Annotated in this window: 15 protein-coding genes and 1 pseudogene; 10 read left to right on the top strand and 6 right to left on the bottom strand. The window is 69.3% G+C overall.

What is annotated here, in order from left to right; genetic code table 11:
- Together CKO28_RS29605 and bchF are read right to left on the bottom strand one after the other, a co-directional pair.
- Positions 1-173, bottom strand: a pseudogene (locus CKO28_RS29605) (ferredoxin:protochlorophyllide reductase (ATP-dependent) subunit N); the annotation flags it as partial.
- Positions 170-712 carry a 2-vinyl bacteriochlorophyllide hydratase gene (bchF, locus tag CKO28_RS09360; protein ID WP_200340420.1) on the bottom strand — a complete coding sequence of 181 codons (543 nt, stop codon included), beginning with the start codon at positions 710-712 and terminating at the stop codon, positions 170-172. The pseudogene CKO28_RS29605 and the gene bchF, both read right to left, overlap by 4 nt.
- A 318-nt stretch (positions 713-1,030) precedes the next feature.
- Between bchF and CKO28_RS09365 the strand changes: the two genes are divergently transcribed.
- From CKO28_RS09365 to CKO28_RS09385, 5 genes are all read left to right on the top strand, one after another.
- The gene (locus tag CKO28_RS09365; RefSeq protein ID WP_200340422.1) at positions 1,031-2,023 is read left to right on the top strand and encodes a cobalamin B12-binding domain-containing protein; all 993 of its coding nucleotides are present in this window, start codon (positions 1,031-1,033) and stop codon (positions 2,021-2,023) included.
- 61 nt (positions 2,024-2,084) lie between these two features.
- On the top strand, positions 2,085-3,518 hold the full coding sequence (gene ppsR, locus CKO28_RS09370) for a transcriptional regulator PpsR (protein ID WP_200340424.1): 1,434 nt from the start codon (positions 2,085-2,087) through the stop codon (positions 3,516-3,518).
- A gap of 205 nt (positions 3,519-3,723) precedes the next feature.
- The gene (gene chlG, locus CKO28_RS09375; RefSeq protein ID WP_200340426.1) at positions 3,724-4,605 is read left to right on the top strand and encodes a chlorophyll synthase ChlG; all 882 of its coding nucleotides are present in this window, start codon (positions 3,724-3,726) and stop codon (positions 4,603-4,605) included.
- Positions 4,605-5,987 carry a BCD family MFS transporter gene (locus tag CKO28_RS09380; RefSeq protein WP_200340428.1) on the top strand — a complete coding sequence of 461 codons (1,383 nt, stop codon included), beginning with the start codon at positions 4,605-4,607 and terminating at the stop codon, positions 5,985-5,987. Before chlG ends, CKO28_RS09380 begins: the two co-directional genes overlap by 1 nt.
- Positions 5,984-7,216: a geranylgeranyl diphosphate reductase gene (locus CKO28_RS09385; RefSeq protein ID WP_200340430.1), complete on the top strand. Its 1,233-nt coding sequence runs from the start codon at positions 5,984-5,986 to the stop codon at positions 7,214-7,216. Before CKO28_RS09380 ends, CKO28_RS09385 begins: the two co-directional genes overlap by 4 nt.
- Before the next feature lie 146 nt (positions 7,217-7,362).
- Here CKO28_RS09385 and CKO28_RS09390 read toward each other — a convergent pair whose 3' ends face one another.
- Positions 7,363-7,653, bottom strand: coding sequence for a high-potential iron-sulfur protein (locus CKO28_RS09390; protein ID WP_200340432.1), 291 nt, complete (start codon positions 7,651-7,653; stop codon positions 7,363-7,365).
- 371 nt (positions 7,654-8,024) lie between these two features.
- Between CKO28_RS09390 and CKO28_RS09395 the strand changes: the two genes are divergently transcribed.
- The 3 genes from CKO28_RS09395 to CKO28_RS09405 all read left to right on the top strand — a co-directional run bounded on the left by CKO28_RS09395 (position 8,025) and on the right by CKO28_RS09405 (position 11,424).
- On the top strand, positions 8,025-9,800 hold the full coding sequence (locus tag CKO28_RS09395) for an adenylate/guanylate cyclase domain-containing protein (protein ID WP_200340434.1): 1,776 nt from the start codon (positions 8,025-8,027) through the stop codon (positions 9,798-9,800).
- Positions 9,801-9,939: 139 nt separating this feature from the next.
- Positions 9,940-10,518 carry a peptidylprolyl isomerase gene (locus tag CKO28_RS09400; RefSeq protein ID WP_200340436.1) on the top strand — a complete coding sequence of 193 codons (579 nt, stop codon included), beginning with the start codon at positions 9,940-9,942 and terminating at the stop codon, positions 10,516-10,518.
- 69 nt (positions 10,519-10,587) lie between these two features.
- The gene (locus tag CKO28_RS09405) at positions 10,588-11,424 is read left to right on the top strand and encodes a transglutaminase-like domain-containing protein (RefSeq protein WP_200340438.1); all 837 of its coding nucleotides are present in this window, start codon (positions 10,588-10,590) and stop codon (positions 11,422-11,424) included.
- Positions 11,425-11,494: 70 nt separating this feature from the next.
- Here the strand turns inward: CKO28_RS09405 and CKO28_RS09410 are convergent, their stop codons facing one another.
- Positions 11,495-12,136: a response regulator transcription factor gene (locus CKO28_RS09410; RefSeq protein ID WP_200340440.1), complete on the bottom strand. Its 642-nt coding sequence runs from the start codon at positions 12,134-12,136 to the stop codon at positions 11,495-11,497.
- Between the two features lie 162 nt (positions 12,137-12,298).
- Positions 12,299-14,491, bottom strand: a complete 2,193-nt coding sequence (locus CKO28_RS09415) for an ATP-binding protein (RefSeq protein ID WP_200340442.1) — start codon at positions 14,489-14,491, stop codon at positions 12,299-12,301.
- A gap of 319 nt (positions 14,492-14,810) precedes the next feature.
- Here CKO28_RS09415 and CKO28_RS09420 point away from each other — a divergent pair, with 319 nt between their 5' ends.
- Together CKO28_RS09420 and CKO28_RS09425 are read left to right on the top strand one after the other, a co-directional pair.
- Positions 14,811-15,128: a hypothetical protein gene (locus CKO28_RS09420; RefSeq protein WP_200340444.1), complete on the top strand. Its 318-nt coding sequence runs from the start codon at positions 14,811-14,813 to the stop codon at positions 15,126-15,128.
- Positions 15,125-15,634: a response regulator gene (locus CKO28_RS09425; RefSeq protein WP_200340446.1), complete on the top strand. Its 510-nt coding sequence runs from the start codon at positions 15,125-15,127 to the stop codon at positions 15,632-15,634. The genes CKO28_RS09420 and CKO28_RS09425 overlap by 4 nt, the downstream gene beginning before the upstream one ends.
- 37 nt (positions 15,635-15,671) lie before the next feature.
- On the opposite strand, the gene CKO28_RS09430 is transcribed toward CKO28_RS09425, so the two are convergent.
- The gene (locus tag CKO28_RS09430; protein ID WP_200340448.1) at positions 15,672-16,118 is read right to left on the bottom strand and encodes a YqaA family protein; all 447 of its coding nucleotides are present in this window, start codon (positions 16,116-16,118) and stop codon (positions 15,672-15,674) included.
- Between the last annotated feature and the right edge of the window lie 105 nt (positions 16,119-16,223).

Raw genomic sequence — 16,223 nt, forward strand, 5'->3', positions numbered from 1 at the left:
CCCACGATCAGAAAGAACGCGTCCTGGATCTTGCGGTGCAGCCAGATGATCCCGGTCAGCCCGCAAAATACCTCGTGCTGACCCCGCTGCTTGATCACCCGGCTGTCGTTGCAGCCGCTCGCGGGGAGCGCTTCGGGCTGCTGGGTGTCGCCGGCGGCGTCGTACGGGGTCATGCCGAAGCCTCCGCCGGTTGTCCGCGCAGGCCCAGCGCCTCTTCCTGCTTGCGCGCGGCGCGCAGCTTGAGCAGGAACTGCACCGCGTTGACCGCGTAGCTGGCGTAGGCGGCCAGCGCCACCAGCATCTGCGCGTCGGCGTCGCCCCAACCGATCACCAGCATCACCACGTAAAGGGTGTGCAGGGCGCAGACGACGGAGGAGAAGACATCTTCCCAGAAGAACGCCCGGGCGAACAGGTAGCGGCCGAACACGACCTTTTCCCAGATCGCACCGGTAATCATGATGGCGTAGAGGACCAGCGTCTTGAACACGATCGACCAGGTGGCGAGCAGCAGGCCCTCGCCGGTCGCGAGATAGCGGATCACCAGCGCGAGCGAGACCAGGAACACCAGGAACTGGAACGGCGCCAGCAGCCCCTGCACCAGGGTCCAGCGCGTGCTGTCCCGGCGGCGCCGCTGTTCGGGCGTGTAAAGCGGGGTTGTCACCCCTTCCGGCCGGGTCGGGCCGCTCGCCTGCGGGGTGCGGGCGTTCGCCATCGGGTCCTCCACCTCCTGGTCGCACGGCCGCCCGCTGTCGGGAGCGGCCCGCGACCTGATGTCAGGAACTCTACCGAGGGCCTGGCGCATGTGTCAATCAAACTAGACGTACAGCCCGGTTTACATCCGGGCGGACAAAAGTTTTAATGGCCCCGCGACCTTTTGTGTTTCAATGCGTCAGGCGCCGTTGACGCTCACGGCCCCTGGCTACACCCGCGTGGGGTTGCGCCGGACGCGTCGATGGGCGACCACATCGAGAGGGCGAGAAGGGCCCGCATCGCGCCCGGTACACGCACCACAAGGGGAGGGGTGACGGTCATGGATACAGCGCAGCAGGAACCGACCCCGAGGCATTGGCGAACCCAGCGGCGCCGCGCCGGCGCGGCGTCGATGAGCGCGCAGGACAGCGCCGGGGGCGGCTTCGAGTCGCCGGCGCGGGTGTCCTCCGAGCGCGGGGGCGGCGGCGAGGGCCGCGGCATCATCGGGCTCGACGGCGTCCAGCAGGGCACCCCGCGGCAGTCCGACGCGCAGGCGTGCGAGTTGGCCGAGGACGCGATCCAAAAGCTGTCGGAACTGTATCCACGGGAGCCCGAGGACGTGGAACACACGCGCGGCATCGGCGACAACCGCCCGGATGGCGTGGCCCCGGAAGACGTGGTCGAGTTCTCGCGCCTGATCCTGAAGCGCGACACCGCCGATGCGTTCGCGTTCCTGGAACAGCTGCGCGACCGCGGCGCGAGCGAGGAGGCGCTGTACCTCGACCTGCTGGCGCCGACCGCGCGCCGGCTGGGCGACCTCTGGGTCGCGGACCTGTGCGACTTCACCGAGGTGACGATCGGGCTGGGCCGGCTGCAGCACACGATGCACGAGCTCAGCTTCGACTTCCACCGCCACGCGCTGAACATGTCGCAGCAGCGCCGGATCCTGCTGCTGCCAGCCCCGGGGGAGCAGCACACCATGGGCTTGCTCATGGTCGGCGAGTTCTTCCGCCGGTCCGGCTGGGACGTCTGGAGCGCGCCCTGGTCGTCGCGCGACGACATGCTGTCGATGGTGCAGCACCAATGGTTTCCGGTCGTCGGGCTGTCGATCAGTTGCGACCGCCATCTCGATGAACTAACCCGTGGCATTCAGCGCATTCGAAAGGAATCTCGCAACGAATCGGTCGGCATCATGGTCGGCGGCCCGCTGGTCCTGGATCATCCGGAGGTGGTGGCGCGCGTGGGCGCGGATGCGACCGCGACGGACGCGCGGGATGCCGCGGTGCAGGCCGAGAAGCTGCTGCAGTCGGTAACCCAGGTTCGGCCCAGCTGAGCACGAACGTGATCGACGGGCGGCATCCGCTGTGAGTGGCGTGGAAGGATCAACGCGAACCGTGGTGCAGTTCAAAGCCCCCGAGGAATCGCTGGCAAACCTGGACGCCGAGGCGATGGGCTCGCTGATCGCGGCGGCGGGCGACGTCGCGTTCATCGTCGACGCCGACGGCGTGATCCGGGACGCCGCGTTCAACAGCGCCGAACTGGCGCAGGAGGGTGCGGAGGCCTGGCTCGGGCACGCGTTCCTGGAGACCGTGACCAAGGAGAGCCAGCCGAAGATCGAGGGCCTGCTGGAGGAAGCCAAGCAGGGTCAGGTCAAGCGCTGGCGTCAGGTCAACCATCCCTCGCCCGGCAAGCCGGACATCCCGATCATCTACTACGCCCAACAGGTCGGGTACGGTCGGCTGGTGGTCGTGGGCCGCGATCTGCGCGCCTTTGCCACGCTGCAGCAGCGCCTGGTCGACGTGCAGATGTCGCTGGAGCGCGACTACGCCCGGCTGCGCGATTTCGAAACGCGCTACCGCCTGCTGTTCGAGATGACCAGCGAGCCGGTGGTGATCCTGGACGCCTCGTCGAGCAAGCTGGTCGAGGCGAACCCGGCGGCGCACCGGCGGTTCGGCTGGACCAAGGGCACCGGTGGGCGCGCCTTTTTCGACAAGTTCGACGCCGCCAGCAAGTCGGAGCTGCAACAGCTGCTCGAGCGGGTGCGCAGTGTCGGCCGCTCGGAAGAGGTCCAGGTCCAGAGCGGCGAGGACGGCAGCGAATTCCTGGTGTCCGCCTTCCTGTTCCGCCACGAGCGATCGCTGCTGTTCCTGGTACGCCTGGCGCCGGTGGCCGACCAGGCCGAGTCCGCGATGCTGCCGCAGACCCGCAGCAAGTTCGTCAAGATTCTGGAGAGTACGCCGGACGGTTTCGTGCTGACCGGCCCCGACCAGCGGGTGATCGCCGCCAACTCCGCGTTCCTGGAGATGGCGCAGCTGGCCACCGAGGAGCAGGTCCGCGGCGAGCCGCTGGAACGCTGGCTGGGCCGCTCCGCGGTCGACCTCAACGTCCTGATCGCCAACGTCCGCGAGCACGGCTCGGTGCGTCTGTTCGGCACCGTGCTGCAGGGTGAATACGGGGTCGCCAGCGAGGTCGAGGTGTCGGGCGTGCAGGTGGTCAACGGCGAGCAGCCGTGCTTCGGCCTGATGATCCGCTACGTCGACCGACGGGCGCAGGGCCAGCAGCAGCAGGGCGGCGGCGAAAGCCGGCCGTCCGGCGAACTGCCGCGCTCGGTCGAGCAGCTGACCGACCTGGTCGGGCGGGTGCCGCTCAAGGAGATCGTGCGCGAGACCACCGACGTGGTGGAGCGCCTGTGCATCGAGGCGGCGCTCGAGCTGACCGGCGACAACCGCGCCTCGGCGGCGGAAATGCTCGGCCTCAGCCGGCAGTCGCTGTACGTCAAGCTGCGCCGCTACGGGCTGGGCGATCTGGAGCCCGAGGCGGGCGACTAGGCGGGCGGGGTCGAGCCGTGTAGCTCGCCTTTTGCAATAGAATTAACCCCCCTCCTCCCAGTGGAGGAGAGGGGACCCAATCTGCCGCCCGGTGGCCAGCTCCAACATGCGCCTCTTTCGGCTGCCAAAGTCAGTGTCATTCCAAGTTGACACACCAGTGTGTCAACCGTATCGTCGCGGTATGGAACACTCCGCGACACCCGGCATGGAGAGGCCGCAGGTCGGCGCGCTGGTGGAGCTTCTAAAGCCGATCACCTGGTTCGCGCCGATGTGGGCGTTTGCCTGCGGGATCGTCTCTTCCGGCCAGCCGATCCTGGGGCATTGGGCGGTCATCCTGGCGGGCGTGCTGGTGGCGGGGCCGCTGGTCTGCGGCACCAGTCAGATCGTCAACGACTGGTACGACCGCGAGGTCGACGCGATCAACCAGCCGGAGCGCGCGATTCCCTCGGGGCGGGTGCCCGGCAATTTCGCCTTCTGGTTCGCCTGCGCCTGGACGGCGCTGTCGGTCCTGGTGGCGACGGCGCTTGGCGTCTGGGGCTTCGTCGCGGCGCTGATCGCGTTGCTGCTGGCATGGCTGTATTCGGCCCCGCCCGCGCGCCTGAAGCGGAGCGGCTGGTGGGGGCCCGGCACCGTCGCGGTCTGCTACGAGGGGATCCCCTGGTTCACCGGCGCGGCGATCATGACCGCCGCGTTCCCGGACTGGCGGATCGTCACCCTCGCGGTGCTGTATTCCGTGGGTGCGCATGGGATCATGACGCTGAACGACTTCAAGGCGGTGGAAGGCGATCGTCAGCACGGCGTGCGCAGCCTGCCCGCGGTCATGGGCATGCGCGCGGCCGCTTGGCTGTCCTGCGCGATCATGGCGCTGCCGCAGGTCGCGGTGATCGTGCTGCTGTATAGCTGGGACCGGCCGTATTACGGCGGCGCGGTGGCGGCCTTGCTGCTGGTGCAGTTCGCCCTGATGGCCCGCCTGATGAAGGATCCCAAGCGCTTCGCTCCGTGGTACAACGCCACCGGCACAACGCTGTACGTCTCCGGCATGATGATCAGCGCCTTCGCGGTGGGCTCTTTCCTGGAGGCTGTGTGATGGCGCACGGCACGCCCGCGGACGCGGCCGCCCGCCCGGTTCGGATGCTGGGCTGGCTTGGGATCGTCCGGCTCGGTCTGGTGCAGACCGCGTTGGGCGCGATCGTGGTGCTGACCACCTCGACCCTGAACCGGGTGATCGTGGTCGAACTGGCGCTGCCGGCGGTGCTGCCCGGCCTGTTGGTCGGCTGGCACTACGCGGTGCAGATGTCGCGCCCACGCATGGGCTACGGCTCCGATGTCGGGCGCCGGCGCACGCCCTGGATCATCGGCGGCATGGCCGTGCTCGCGCTGGGCGGTCTGGGCGCGGCGGCGTCGGTCGCCTTGATGAGTGTCGACACCTGGGCCGGGATCGCGCTCGGCGCGGTCGCCTTCTCCGCGATCGGTGCGGGCGTCGGCGCCTCCGGCACCTCGCTGCTGACCCTACTGGCCAAACGGGTCGACCCGACGCGCCGGGCGCCGGCGGCCGCGACCGTCTGGATCATGATGATCGCCGGCTTCGTCGTGACCGCGGCGACGGCGGGACAGTTCCTCGACCCCTATAGCCACCTGCGTCTGGTCGTGGTCACCGGCGTCGTCTGCGCGATCGCGTTCACGATCACCACGGCGGCGGTCTGGGGCCTGGAAGGTCCGGGCGATCCGGTGGCCGCGGAAAGCGCGCCGCCCGCCCAGCGGAAGGGCCAGTTCTGGGACGCCTTCAAGCAGATCTGGGGCGAGACGCAGGCCCGGCGCTTCACCGTCTTCGTGTTCGTCTCGATGCTCGCCTACAGCGCCCAGGACCTGATTCTGGAGCCGTTCGCCGGCGCGGTGTTCGAGATGACGCCGGGGCAGTCGACCCAGCTTTCGGGCATGCAGCACGGCGGCGTCCTGGCCGGCATGCTGCTGGTCGCGGTCGCGGGCATGGTGCTGAAGAACAAGATCGGTTCGCTGCGCAGCTGGGCGATCGGCGGCTGCATCGCCTCCGCGGTCGCGCTGCTGGGCCTGGTGGCGGGCGGCCTGATCGGGCCGGCCTATCCGCTGAAGGCCAACGTGGTCTTCCTAGGAGCCGCCAACGGCGCGTTCGCCGTTGCCGCGATCGGGTCGATGATGAGCCTGGCGGGCCAGGGCCAGAAGCAGCGTGAAGGCACGCGGATGGGCCTGTGGGGTGCCAGCCAGGCGATCGCCTTCGGGCTGGGCGGCCTGATGGGGACGATGGCGATCGACATCACGCGGCTGCTGATCGCCGAGATGGCGGTCGCCTACGGCGCGGTGTTCGCCAGCCAGGCCGCGCTGTTCCTGATCGCGGCCGTGCTGGCCGCGCGGATCGACAAGGCGGGCGCCGCGTCCCGCCAGGTGGGCCTGTCGCCGGCGGCGGAAGGCTACGCAACGGGAGTGGGCGGATGAGCGCGAACGCAACGACCGAGAGCTTCGACTGCGTCGTCGTCGGCGGCGGTCCCGCCGGCGCCACCGCGGCCCAACGGCTGGCGCAGGCGGGCCGGTCGGTTCTGCTGCTGGACAAGCCGGGCAAGATCAAGCCGTGCGGCGGCGCGATCCCGCCCAAGGCGATCAACGACTTCAACATCCCGGACTCCCAGCTGGTCTGCAAGGTGGGCGGCGCGCGCGTGGTCTCCCCCAAGGGCTGCAATGTCGACATGCCGATCGACGACGACGGCTTCGTCGGCATGGTCGACCGCAAGGACTTCGACCCCTGGCTGCGCAACCGCGCGACGCTGATGGGCGCGGCCTACCGGGAGGGCGCGTTCCAGAGCCTGACGCGCGGCCGCGACGGCGTTCCGGTGCTGAGCTACCGGCCGATGGCCGCGGACGACGACCGCAGCGCGCCCCAGGTCAAGGTGCGCGCGCGCATGGTGATCGGCGCGGACGGCGCCAACAGCCAGATCCGGCAGACCGAGCTGCCGGACGGCGATCAGGTGCCCTATGTGTTCGCCTACCACGAGATCGTCCGCTCCCCCGAGGCGGGCGCGCACGCGCCGGCGACCGGCGGGTTCGATCCCGGGCGCTGCGACGTGTTCTATCAGGGCGACGTCTCGCCCGACTTCTACGGCTGGGTGTTCCCGCACGGGGCCTGCACCTCGGTCGGCATGGGCACCGCGCACAAGGGCTTCTCCCTGCGCGGCGCGACCGCCGAGTTGCGCCAGCGCAGCGGCCTCGCCGAGGCCGAGACGGTCCGCCGCGAGGGCGCGCCGCTGCCGTTGATGCCGATGAAGAAGTGGGACAACGGCCGCGACGTGCTGCTGGCCGGCGACGCCGCCGGCGTCGTCGCGCCGGCGAGCGGCGAGGGCATCTACTACGCCATGTTGAGCGGCGAGTATGCCGGCGACGCGGTGCACGAGGCGCTCGCCACCGCCGACGCCAAGGCGCTGGCGGGCGCGCGCAAGCGCTTCATGAAAAAGCACGGGCAGGTGTTCTGGATCCTCGGGATCATGCAGCGCTACTGGTACACCACCGACCAGCGGCGCGAACGCTTCGTGCGGATCTGCCGGGACCGCGACGTCCAGCGCCTGACCTGGGACGCCTACATGAACAAGGAACTGGTCAAGGCGGAGCCGCTGGCGCACGCCCGGATCTTCTGGAAGAACATCTTCCACCTGACCGGCCTGGCGCCGGTGTAGCGCACGGGCACGTGCGCCGCCGTCGCGGCAACACCGTCGCGACGGCATCGTCGCGACGCCGGCGTGTGCGAGACGGGCATGAAAAAGGCCGGCGGGAGGTCCCGCCGGCCTTTTCCGGTGTGCCAGGCATGGCGCCGAACCGGGCGTTACGCCGCGGCCCAGAGGTTGCACCAGCCGTTGGGATGGATCTTACCCTGGACGATCTGGCAGGCGCCCATCTGGGCGTCGCCCTCCGGCGGGATCCAGAACTGGCAGTTGCTGCAGATCTGATCGCCCTTCGGCTCGGCTTGGTACTGCACCGACTCCTTCGGGGCCTTCTGGGCTTGCGCGTCACCGCTGCGCAGGATTTGCGCGGCACCCACGGCGACCGCGCCGGTCGCCAGAGCGCGGCCGAAAAAGCCGCGGCGGGTCAATTTGTTGCCGTCATGCTTGTGCATGATATCGGACTCCCTCATGTGCAACGTCCGTTAGGTTTGTTTTCGTTCCAGGCGCGATCGGACGCCCTCTGCCTGGAATCGTGAGGGCATTAAACCGTCCGGCGGGTGCAATTGTCCAGCCGCCGTACTGCGGCGAATCGCCGGGCGCGACCGCACGGCATCGCAGATGGCGTCTGTTTCCGCCCGCGCACCACGGACGATTGGACCAACCGCGCGGAACGCACGGCCCGCAAGGTCTCTGCCGCATCAAGCACGCGACGGGGCTCGTGCTGTCGGCGCCGGCCGCGGCCGCGGAAATTAGAGCAAAATCGATGAAGGTCGAGTCGACCTTGATCGTGAATCTTGCTCTAACTGCTTGAAGAGAGAGCAAGATGCTGAAAGGTGGCTGCACCTTTCAGCATCTTGCTTTAGGTCGCAACCGCGGCATCCAGGATCGCCGGGGCGGGTGGATGCGTGTAAGCTGGCCCGCCGTCATCGAGAAGTTGGCGGACGCGGCAGGCTGGGGGCGCAGTGACATGTTCAAGAAGCTATACGACCGGCTGTCGCGGCCGGCGTCGGTGCTGGTCGCGGTCGTGCTGGCGCTCGCCGGCCTGGCGGCTGCCGTGCACATGGACTTGAAGGAAATCTCGAACCAGGCGCTCAGGAAACAGGCCGTGAGTGTCACCGACCTGCTGTCCGACTTTCGCCAGTACTACGCCAGCAATGTGGTGGCGCGGCTGGCTTCTGGAACCGGTGTGGCGGGGGCAGCGGGCGAGGACGGCACGGCTGGTGTCCAGATCGTCCACAATTACGCCGATGTGCCGGGCGCGATCCCGATCCCGGCGACCCTGTCGATCGAGCTGGGGGAGGTGATCAAGGTTGAGCGGGACAACCTGACCTACCGCTTTGTCTCCGATGCGCCGTTCGCGCACCGCGGGTCGCACGATCTCGATACGTTCGAAAGCACGGCGCTGAAGCGTTTCAGGCAGGCCGACGCGCCGGAACGGCTGTTCAAGACCAGCGGCACGATCTTCGATCACACCGTCCGGCTCGCCGAGCCGGTGGTGATGCAGCCGAGTTGCGTGGGATGTCACAACCGTCATCCGAGCAGCCCGATAACAGACTGGGCGGCCGGCGACGTTCGGGGCATTCGGGCGGTGACGGTCAGCCAGCCGCTGGTCGACAACCTGTTCTCGTTTCGCTGGCTGCTCGGCTACATCGCGCTGGCCGGCGGAGCCGGTGTTGGCTTCGCCGGCTTGCAATGGCGCCAGGCCATGCATTTTCGCAGCTTGAGCGACCAGCTGAAGGAGACGAACCGCTTTCTGAACACGATTTCACTGAAACTTGCGAAGTACTTGTCGCCGCAGGTCTATCGGAGCATTTTCCGCGGCGAGAAGGACGTGGCGCTCGTGACCGAGCGCAAGAAGCTCACGATCTTTTTCTCCGACCTCAAGGACTTCACCGAGTCGTCGGAGCGCATGCAGCCGGAAGAGCTGACCGCCCTGCTCAATGAATACTTCACCGAGATGTCGGAAATCGCGGCGGCCCACGGGGCCACGGTGGACAAGTTCATAGGCGACGCGATCCTGGCGTTCTTCGGCGATCCGGAGACCAGGGGCACGCGGGAGGACGCGCGCGCCTGCGTCGAGATGGCGATCGCGATGCAGCGGCGTCTTGCTGTGCTCAACGAAGCCTGGCGCCGGCGCGGGATCGAACGGCCGCTGCGCGCGCGGATCGGCATCAACACCGGGTACTGCAATGTCGGCAACTTCGGCAGCACCGACCGCATGGACTATACGATCATCGGCGCCGAATCGAACCTCGCGGCACGTTTGGAAGGGATCGCGGAGCCGGGCGGTATCGTCTTGAGCTATGAAACCTACGCCTTGGTCCAGGACCAGGTGACCGCCGTGGAACTGCCGCCGATCACCCTGAAGGGCATCGCCCGGGAGGTGATCCCCTATGCCGTTCAGGACGTTCTGGGGACCGGCGCGGCGGAGCCCGATGCCGTCGTCCGCCGCGTTGGTCCCGGCGTGAATATCTATCTGGAGCCGGACAAGATCGACCGGAGCACGCGCGCGGAGGTCGCCCGGACCCTGGAGGCCGCTCTCACGCGCCTGCGGGGTAACGAGGGCCAGGGCGGCGATGGCCAGGGCCGCGATGGCTAGGGCGGCGATGGCTGGGGCGGCGATGGCTGCGGCCGCGGACCGGGAACGGCCGGCGTAGCGCGGTACCGGGACGACGTGCTAAGCCGGGCCGCCGGCGAACAGCCGGGCGCCCGATCACATCACCGCGGATACCTAGACCATGAATAACTGGATCAAGACGGCCCTCGTCGCGGGCGTCCTGGCGCTGAGCGCGCCGCCGGCGCAGGCGCAGGATGGCAATCCGGTGGTGCGCCTGGAGACCAACCGCGGCGACATCCGGATCGAACTGTTCGCCGAGCGCGCGCCCCAGTCGGTCGAGAACTTTCTCGCCTACGTGCGCACCGATCACTACGACGGCACGATCTTCCACCGCGTGATCCCGGACTTCATGATCCAGGGTGGCGGGTTCACGCCGGACTACACCCGCAAGCCGACCCGCGACCCGATCCGCAACGAAGCGGACAACGGTCTGTCGAACGACCGCGGGACGGTGGCGATGGCGCGCACCGGGCAACCGCACTCGGCGACCGCGCAGTTCTTCATCAACCTCTCCGACAACGAGTTCCTGGACCATACGGCGAAGACCCAGCGCGGCTGGGGCTACGCGGTGTTCGGGGAGGTGATCTCCGGGCTCGGCACGGTGGACGAGATCGGCCAGGTGCCGACCGGTTCGGCCGGGCCGTTCGCCAAGGACGCCCCGCAGCAGCCGGTGGTGATCCAGGATGTGGTGGTGGAATAAGCCCACGGCCGCGATCCCGATCCGGGACGACCCAGAATGCGCCAGGCAGGCGCGCAAGCAGGTGGCGCGATGAAGTTCCTGACCGGCTGCACGCTCGACTATTGGATCCCCGGACTGTCGACCTTCGTGTTCAACGTGAGCGCGAACGCGACCGAGCACCAGCGCGTGCTCTCCGAGCGGCTGCTGCTGGAGCCGGAGGTGACGCCGGAGGAGTTCGTCAGCGAGTCCGGCAATCGCTACCACCGGTTTACGCTATCGCACGGCTACCTGCGCCTGCGCTACGACGCGGAGGTGGAGAGCGTGCCAAGCCTTGAGGACCCACAGACGATCGGCACCTGCACGCCCGACGACGTGCCGTTGGCGACGCTGCCCTACCTGCTGCCCAGCCGGTACTGCCAGTCCGACCAATTGATGCGGCTCGCCTACCGGGAGTTCAGCCGCTATCCGCGCGGCTACGAGCAGGTCAACGCGATCTGCAACTGGATCTACGCCAACGTCGACTATCTGGCCGGCACCAGCACGCCGTTGACCAGCGCGTTCGATACCGCAACCGCCCGGGCCGGTGTCTGCCGCGATTTCGCCCACCTCGGGATCGCGTTCTGCCGGGCGGTCAACGTCCCCGCCCGGTTCGTCAGCGGCTACGCCTACACGCTGCAGCCGCCCGACTTCCACGCCGTGTTCGAAGCCTGGCTGGGCGACCGCTGGTACGTGTTCGACCCGACCCGGCGGATCGTGCCCGAGAACCTGGTGCGGATCGGGGTCGGGCGCGACGCGGCGGACGTATCGTTCGCGCTGATCTTCGGCCCGGCGCAGATGACCGGCATGAACGTCTACGCCGACGCCGCCCAGACGATCACCGGTCCGGCGCACACCAGGCAGAGTTCGGCGGCCGTCTGCTCGGCGTGAACGGCCGCAGCCGACCGGATCGCCGCGACCGCCGCGTTCCGGCCGTCACCCCGAACGGCGACGCACAGGCTCACGCGCTGCTGGCGGTGTTCTTCAGAAAGCCGCGCTCCAGGCCGATGCGCAGCGCCTCGGTCCGGTTACGGCACTCGAACTTGCGGTACAGGCGGCGTAGGTGGAGCTTGACGGTGACTTCCTGCAGGTTGAGCTCGCGCGCGATCTCCTTGTTCGACAGGCCCCGCCACAGCCCGTCCAGCACCTGCGTTTCGCGCGTCGACAGGGCGTCGTCGCCGTCCGGCTCGGCCGGTCCCTCCACCGGGCGCGTCATCAAGGCGTAGGGGACGTAGACCTCACCGCTCATCATCAGCCGGATCGCCTGGATCAGCGCGTCGCCGGAGATCGTCTTGGGCACGAAGCCGGCCGCGCCCATGCGCAGGCCTTCCTCGATCACGCCGCGGTCGCTCTGCCCGGACAGCAGCGCCACCGGCATGTCCGGCCGGGCCTGCTTGATCCGCGACAGACCTTCCAGCCGGTTCATGCCCGGCATGACGACGTCGAGCAGGGCGATGTCGATCTCCGGATGCGCGTCCAGCTGCCTGAGCGCGCCGTCGACGTCGGTCGCCTTGTAGACTGGGCTGTCCGGCCAGGTGCGCCCGATGTGGGTCGCCAGCAGGTCGATGAAGAGGTCGTGGTCGTCGGCAATCAGCGGGATCATCAGCTACTCGCACCCATCGGCCCGGAACGGGTCCCTATAATCGAAAGTATACACGCTTGCGTACTGGTTTTCATTAGAATCCATACCAGGCGATTGCGCGTCGAACGCGAGCGGCCGGCCGCCCGGCGCCTGATCCGGACACGGCTGGGGCCGCTCCGGCATCTACCCGCCCGCCGCCGCGTCGCCCGCCCCGGCGGTTAGGATATGCGCCAGCTTTTCGCGCGCGATCGGCTTGTCCAGCACGTGGTCGATCGACGCGCCACGGCTCTCGGCTGCCAGCGAGGTTCGCCCGGAGATCAGGGTGACAGTGATCTCCGCGTCGAGCTGCTTGACCGCCTGGGCGAGCTCGCTGCCCATCATCTCCGGCATGTTCAGATCGGTGACCAGGTGCGCGATCTCTCGGCCGCGCGTGCGCACGAGCTCGAGCGCCTGATTGGCGGAGGTCGTGGTCAGGACCGCGCGGCCCAGACGGCGAACCGCGTCGGCGGTCATCTGCCCGACCGTCTGCTCGTCGTCGACGATCAGCACCAACTGGCGCTCGCCGGCGGCCGCGCGCGGCGGATCGGCCGGCGCCGACGCTGCGCTGTGAGGGTCCGGTGCCGCCTTGGGCGCGTGTGGGCGGCTGTCGGACGCGGCCGCGTCCGTGCGCGGCAGCTCGGCCAGGTGCATCGTCACCTCGGTGCCGCGGCCCTCTCCGGTGGTAATGGTCAGCCCGCCGCCGTGGCTGAGCGCGATACCGGCCACCGCGGACAGGCCGAGCCCCGTGCCCTTGCCGACCGTCTTGGTGGTGTAGAACGGCTCCAGCACCCGCTCCAGCTTGTCCGCCGGGATCCCGCAGCCGTCGTCGGCGACCGACACCTCGATCGTGCCGCCTGGATGGTCGAACCGACCGACCCGCAGCTGCTGTCGACCGTCGGGTAGCTCCAGCAACTGCACCGTGCCCACGCCTTCCAGCTCGGTCGACGCGGCGTGCTCCGTGCCGGGGTCGCTCAGCGGCGCGTCGCGCCGGGCCACCGTGATCCGCACGCACGGATTGGCCATCCCGGCGACCGCGTCGCGGGCGTTGGTCGCCAGGTTCATCACCGCCCGGCCGAGCGCGCTTTCGTTACCGCGTACGCGCAGCAGCGTCTCCGGCAATTCGCACGCCAGCTGCACGTCGCGCGGCATCGCCGCGCTCAGCAGGCCGGCGGTCTCGCTGACCACCTCGGAGATGTCGGTCGCGGTCATGGTCAGGGAATCGCGCCGGCTGAACGACAGGATCTGCTGCACCAGCGTCTTGCCCCGCTCCGCCGCGGTGGCGATCTGGCGGGCGTAGCCGGCTTCCGCGCTCTCGGGCTCCAGGTCGTCGACCAGGAACTCGGCATAGCCGGCGATCGCGGCCAGGACGTTGTTGAAATCGTGGGCGATACCGCCGGCCAGCCGGCCGACCGATTCCAGCTTCTGCGCCTGATGCAGCTCGGCGCGCAGGCGCCGGCGGGTGCGCTGGGCAACGTTGCGTGCGGTGACGTCGCGCGCGACCCGGACCATGCCGCCATCCGGCAGGGCGGCCAGCGACATCTCCTGCTCGATCGTGGTGCCGGTGCGGTGGCGCGCGTTCTTGGTGCCGTGCCAGGCCCCGTTGCTGCGCACCAAGGGCAGCACCTCTTCGTACAGGCGCTGGCGCTCCTCGGGGCCGTATAGAAGATCGATCGGCTGGCCCAGCAGCTCGTCCACCGGATAGCCGTACAGCACCGCGGCGGCGCGGTTGACGAACACGAACCGGTTGTCGGCGTCCAACAGCGTGATCGCGTCCTGCGCCAGCTCGACCGCCTGGGTCACCCGCTCGGCCTGTTCGCGCAGACCAGTCTGCTCTTTCTGGTGCGCCCGGCGGAGCTCCAGCTCGTCGACCGCGATGTCGGCGAGGTCCTGCAGCGTGCGCTCGTCCGCCTGGCTGAGCGCCGCGCGCGGCTGGTAGTCGATGATGCACAGGCTGCCCAGGTTGTAGCCGTCGGGCGTGATCAGCGGCGCACCGGCGTAAAACCGGATGTGGGGCGGACCGGTGACCAGTTGGTTGTCGGCGAACCGCGGATCGGCGGTGGCGTCCGGCACCACCAGCACCCGATCGCTGCCCAGCGTGTGCTTGCAGAACGACACGCTGGTCGAGGTCTCGGTGGCGCACAGCCCGTGCGCGGACTTGAACCACTGCCGGTCGCGTTCGAGCAGGCTGACAAGGGAGATCGGCACGTCGAACAGACGCGCGGCAAGCTCGGTCAGACGGTCGAAGGTCGGCTCTGGCGCGCTGTCGAGGACGTCGTATCTGTAGAGGGCCTGGAGCCGTTCGGGCTCTGACTGGTCGGCCCGTCTTGGCGCCGGCATCCGGTCTCTCCGTCTATCAATGGCCGGGTCGATCGAGGCGCCGGGTCGATCAAGGCGCCGGGTCGATCGATGCGCCGGGTCGATCGAGGCGCCGGGGACGACCCGTCGATAGGTCCCCCGGACGATAATCGCTGTTGCGCGTATCCGGAAGGTTAAAGGCCGAGCCCATTCGGCCATGCCGCGGTGTTCCTCTGCCCGGCGCAACACCCTTGCGCACAGATGCGCTGCCGCCCGGCGCGGCGCATTTTGGGTGCCCGACACGAAGGTATCGGCGTCGGCGCACGGTCGCCCGGCGCGTAGGCCCATCAGGAGGATCACCATGGCGCAGATCATCAGCTTCCCCGAGACCCGTCCGACATCGCCCGCGCCGGCAACCCCGGGCGCATCCAGCGGCGTTGCCGCCGAGGTGCATCGCCTGCTGCCGGTCTCCGGGACAACCCGGCCGGGGCACGGCGGCGCGATGCCGCCGCTGCACGAGCTGGTCGCACGGATGCGCGCGGACTCCGAGCAGCTGACGCGCAGCCTGGGCGAGCTTCAGACCGCCGTCCGCCGGCTTGCGGACGCGGATCTACCGGGCCAGGCTCGCGCGCTGGTCGACGAGGCGTTCGGCCATCCCCGCGCCGAGGCGGCGCGATGACGACGCCGACCCCGGGTCGGTCTGCACCAGACCCGACCCGCCGGGTCTGGCCGGTACCCGGCCGCGGGCCGGGCCGGCTGGGCCGCGTGCTGCTGGTGGCGGACGATCCGCTTTCCCCGTCGCGGCTGGCAGCGGTGCTGCGCCGGGCCGGGTTCTTCGTGCTGGTCGCACAGAGCGGACGTCACGCGCTCCGGGAGATCTGCATGCGCGGGTTCGAACTCGTCATCACGGACGTGGTGGTGCAGGATCTCGACGGGCTGGAGTTGCTGCGCTGGCTGCGCCGGCTGCACGGCGGCATCCCCGCGATCGCGCTCAGCGGTGCCGGCCCGGACGCGGGCGCGCTGTACGCCAAAGCGGCGCAGTGCATCGGCGCCGACGTGACCCTGCCCAAACCGGCCGAGCCAGCCAGCGTGCTGGCCGCCGCCCACCGTCTGACCGCCCGCCCGGGACCCGGCCGGAGCTGGGGCGCGCCGGCGCCGGCCGATGCGCCGGTTTCCGCGACATGACCAGCCGCGCGACAGGGCTGCCGTCCGGCATGCTGTCTCAGCCGGCGCCCCAGCCGAAATAGGCGACGCCGATCGCGAGCAGCAGGTAACGGGCCAGCTTGCCCGCGGTGACCAGCAGCAGGAACGGCACGATCGGCGCGCGCAGCACCCCGGCGACCACGGTCAGCGGGTCGCCCAGCCAGGGCGTCCAGGCGAGCAGCAGCGACCAGATTCCCCAGCGCCGGTACCACGCCTCCGCCCGGGCGTAGGTCTTGGCGTCGACCGGGAACCAGCGGCGGTGCTTGAACCGCTCGATGCCGAGGCCGAGCGCCCAGTTGACGACGGCGCCCAGCACGTTGCCGGCGGTCGCCGCCAGGACCAGCCAGCCCCAGGGCCAGCCGTCCAGCTGCAGGCCGATCAGCACGACCTCGGACTGGAAGGGCAGGATGGTGGCCGCCAGGAAGGCGCTGGCGAACATGCTGGCGTAGGCGGCAAGCGCGCTCATCCGGGCGTTTCTGCCTCCCGTTGGCTTGGCGGTTGGCGTGGCGCTTGGCTGGCGGTTCGCCGCTCCGGCGGGCGAACGGCTTCGCCGCCTAGGGCTGGCGTGTTA

Origin of the sequence: Rhodovibrio sodomensis, assembly GCF_016583645.1 — a bacterium.
In the GTDB taxonomy this organism is placed as follows: domain Bacteria; phylum Pseudomonadota; class Alphaproteobacteria; order Kiloniellales; family Rhodovibrionaceae; genus Rhodovibrio; species Rhodovibrio sodomensis.

What these genes read in the sequence shown, in the direction of transcription:
- CKO28_RS09430 (WP_200340448.1), bottom strand. Translation starts at nt 16,118, where the DNA reads ATGAGCGCGCTTGCCGCCTACGCCAGCATGTTCGCCAGCGCCTTCCTG.
- CKO28_RS09425 (WP_200340446.1), top strand. Translation starts at nt 15,125, where the DNA reads ATGACGACGCCGACCCCGGGTCGGTCTGCACCAGACCCGACCCGCCGG.
- CKO28_RS09395 (WP_200340434.1), top strand. Translation starts at nt 8,025, where the DNA reads ATGCTGAAAGGTGGCTGCACCTTTCAGCATCTTGCTTTAGGTCGCAAC.
- CKO28_RS09420 (WP_200340444.1), top strand. Translation starts at nt 14,811, where the DNA reads ATGGCGCAGATCATCAGCTTCCCCGAGACCCGTCCGACATCGCCCGCG.
- CKO28_RS09390 (WP_200340432.1), bottom strand. Translation starts at nt 7,653, where the DNA reads ATGCACAAGCATGACGGCAACAAATTGACCCGCCGCGGCTTTTTCGGC.
- CKO28_RS09405 (WP_200340438.1), top strand. Translation starts at nt 10,588, where the DNA reads ATGAAGTTCCTGACCGGCTGCACGCTCGACTATTGGATCCCCGGACTG.
- CKO28_RS09385 (WP_200340430.1), top strand. Translation starts at nt 5,984, where the DNA reads ATGAGCGCGAACGCAACGACCGAGAGCTTCGACTGCGTCGTCGTCGGC.
- CKO28_RS09415 (WP_200340442.1), bottom strand. Translation starts at nt 14,491, where the DNA reads ATGCCGGCGCCAAGACGGGCCGACCAGTCAGAGCCCGAACGGCTCCAG.
- CKO28_RS09400 (WP_200340436.1), top strand. Translation starts at nt 9,940, where the DNA reads ATGAATAACTGGATCAAGACGGCCCTCGTCGCGGGCGTCCTGGCGCTG.
- CKO28_RS09410 (WP_200340440.1), bottom strand. Translation starts at nt 12,136, where the DNA reads ATGATCCCGCTGATTGCCGACGACCACGACCTCTTCATCGACCTGCTG.
- CKO28_RS09380 (WP_200340428.1), top strand. Translation starts at nt 4,605, where the DNA reads ATGGCGCACGGCACGCCCGCGGACGCGGCCGCCCGCCCGGTTCGGATG.
- CKO28_RS09365 (WP_200340422.1), top strand. Translation starts at nt 1,031, where the DNA reads ATGGATACAGCGCAGCAGGAACCGACCCCGAGGCATTGGCGAACCCAG.
- chlG (WP_200340426.1), top strand. Translation starts at nt 3,724, where the DNA reads ATGGAGAGGCCGCAGGTCGGCGCGCTGGTGGAGCTTCTAAAGCCGATC.
- bchF (WP_200340420.1), bottom strand. Translation starts at nt 712, where the DNA reads ATGGCGAACGCCCGCACCCCGCAGGCGAGCGGCCCGACCCGGCCGGAA.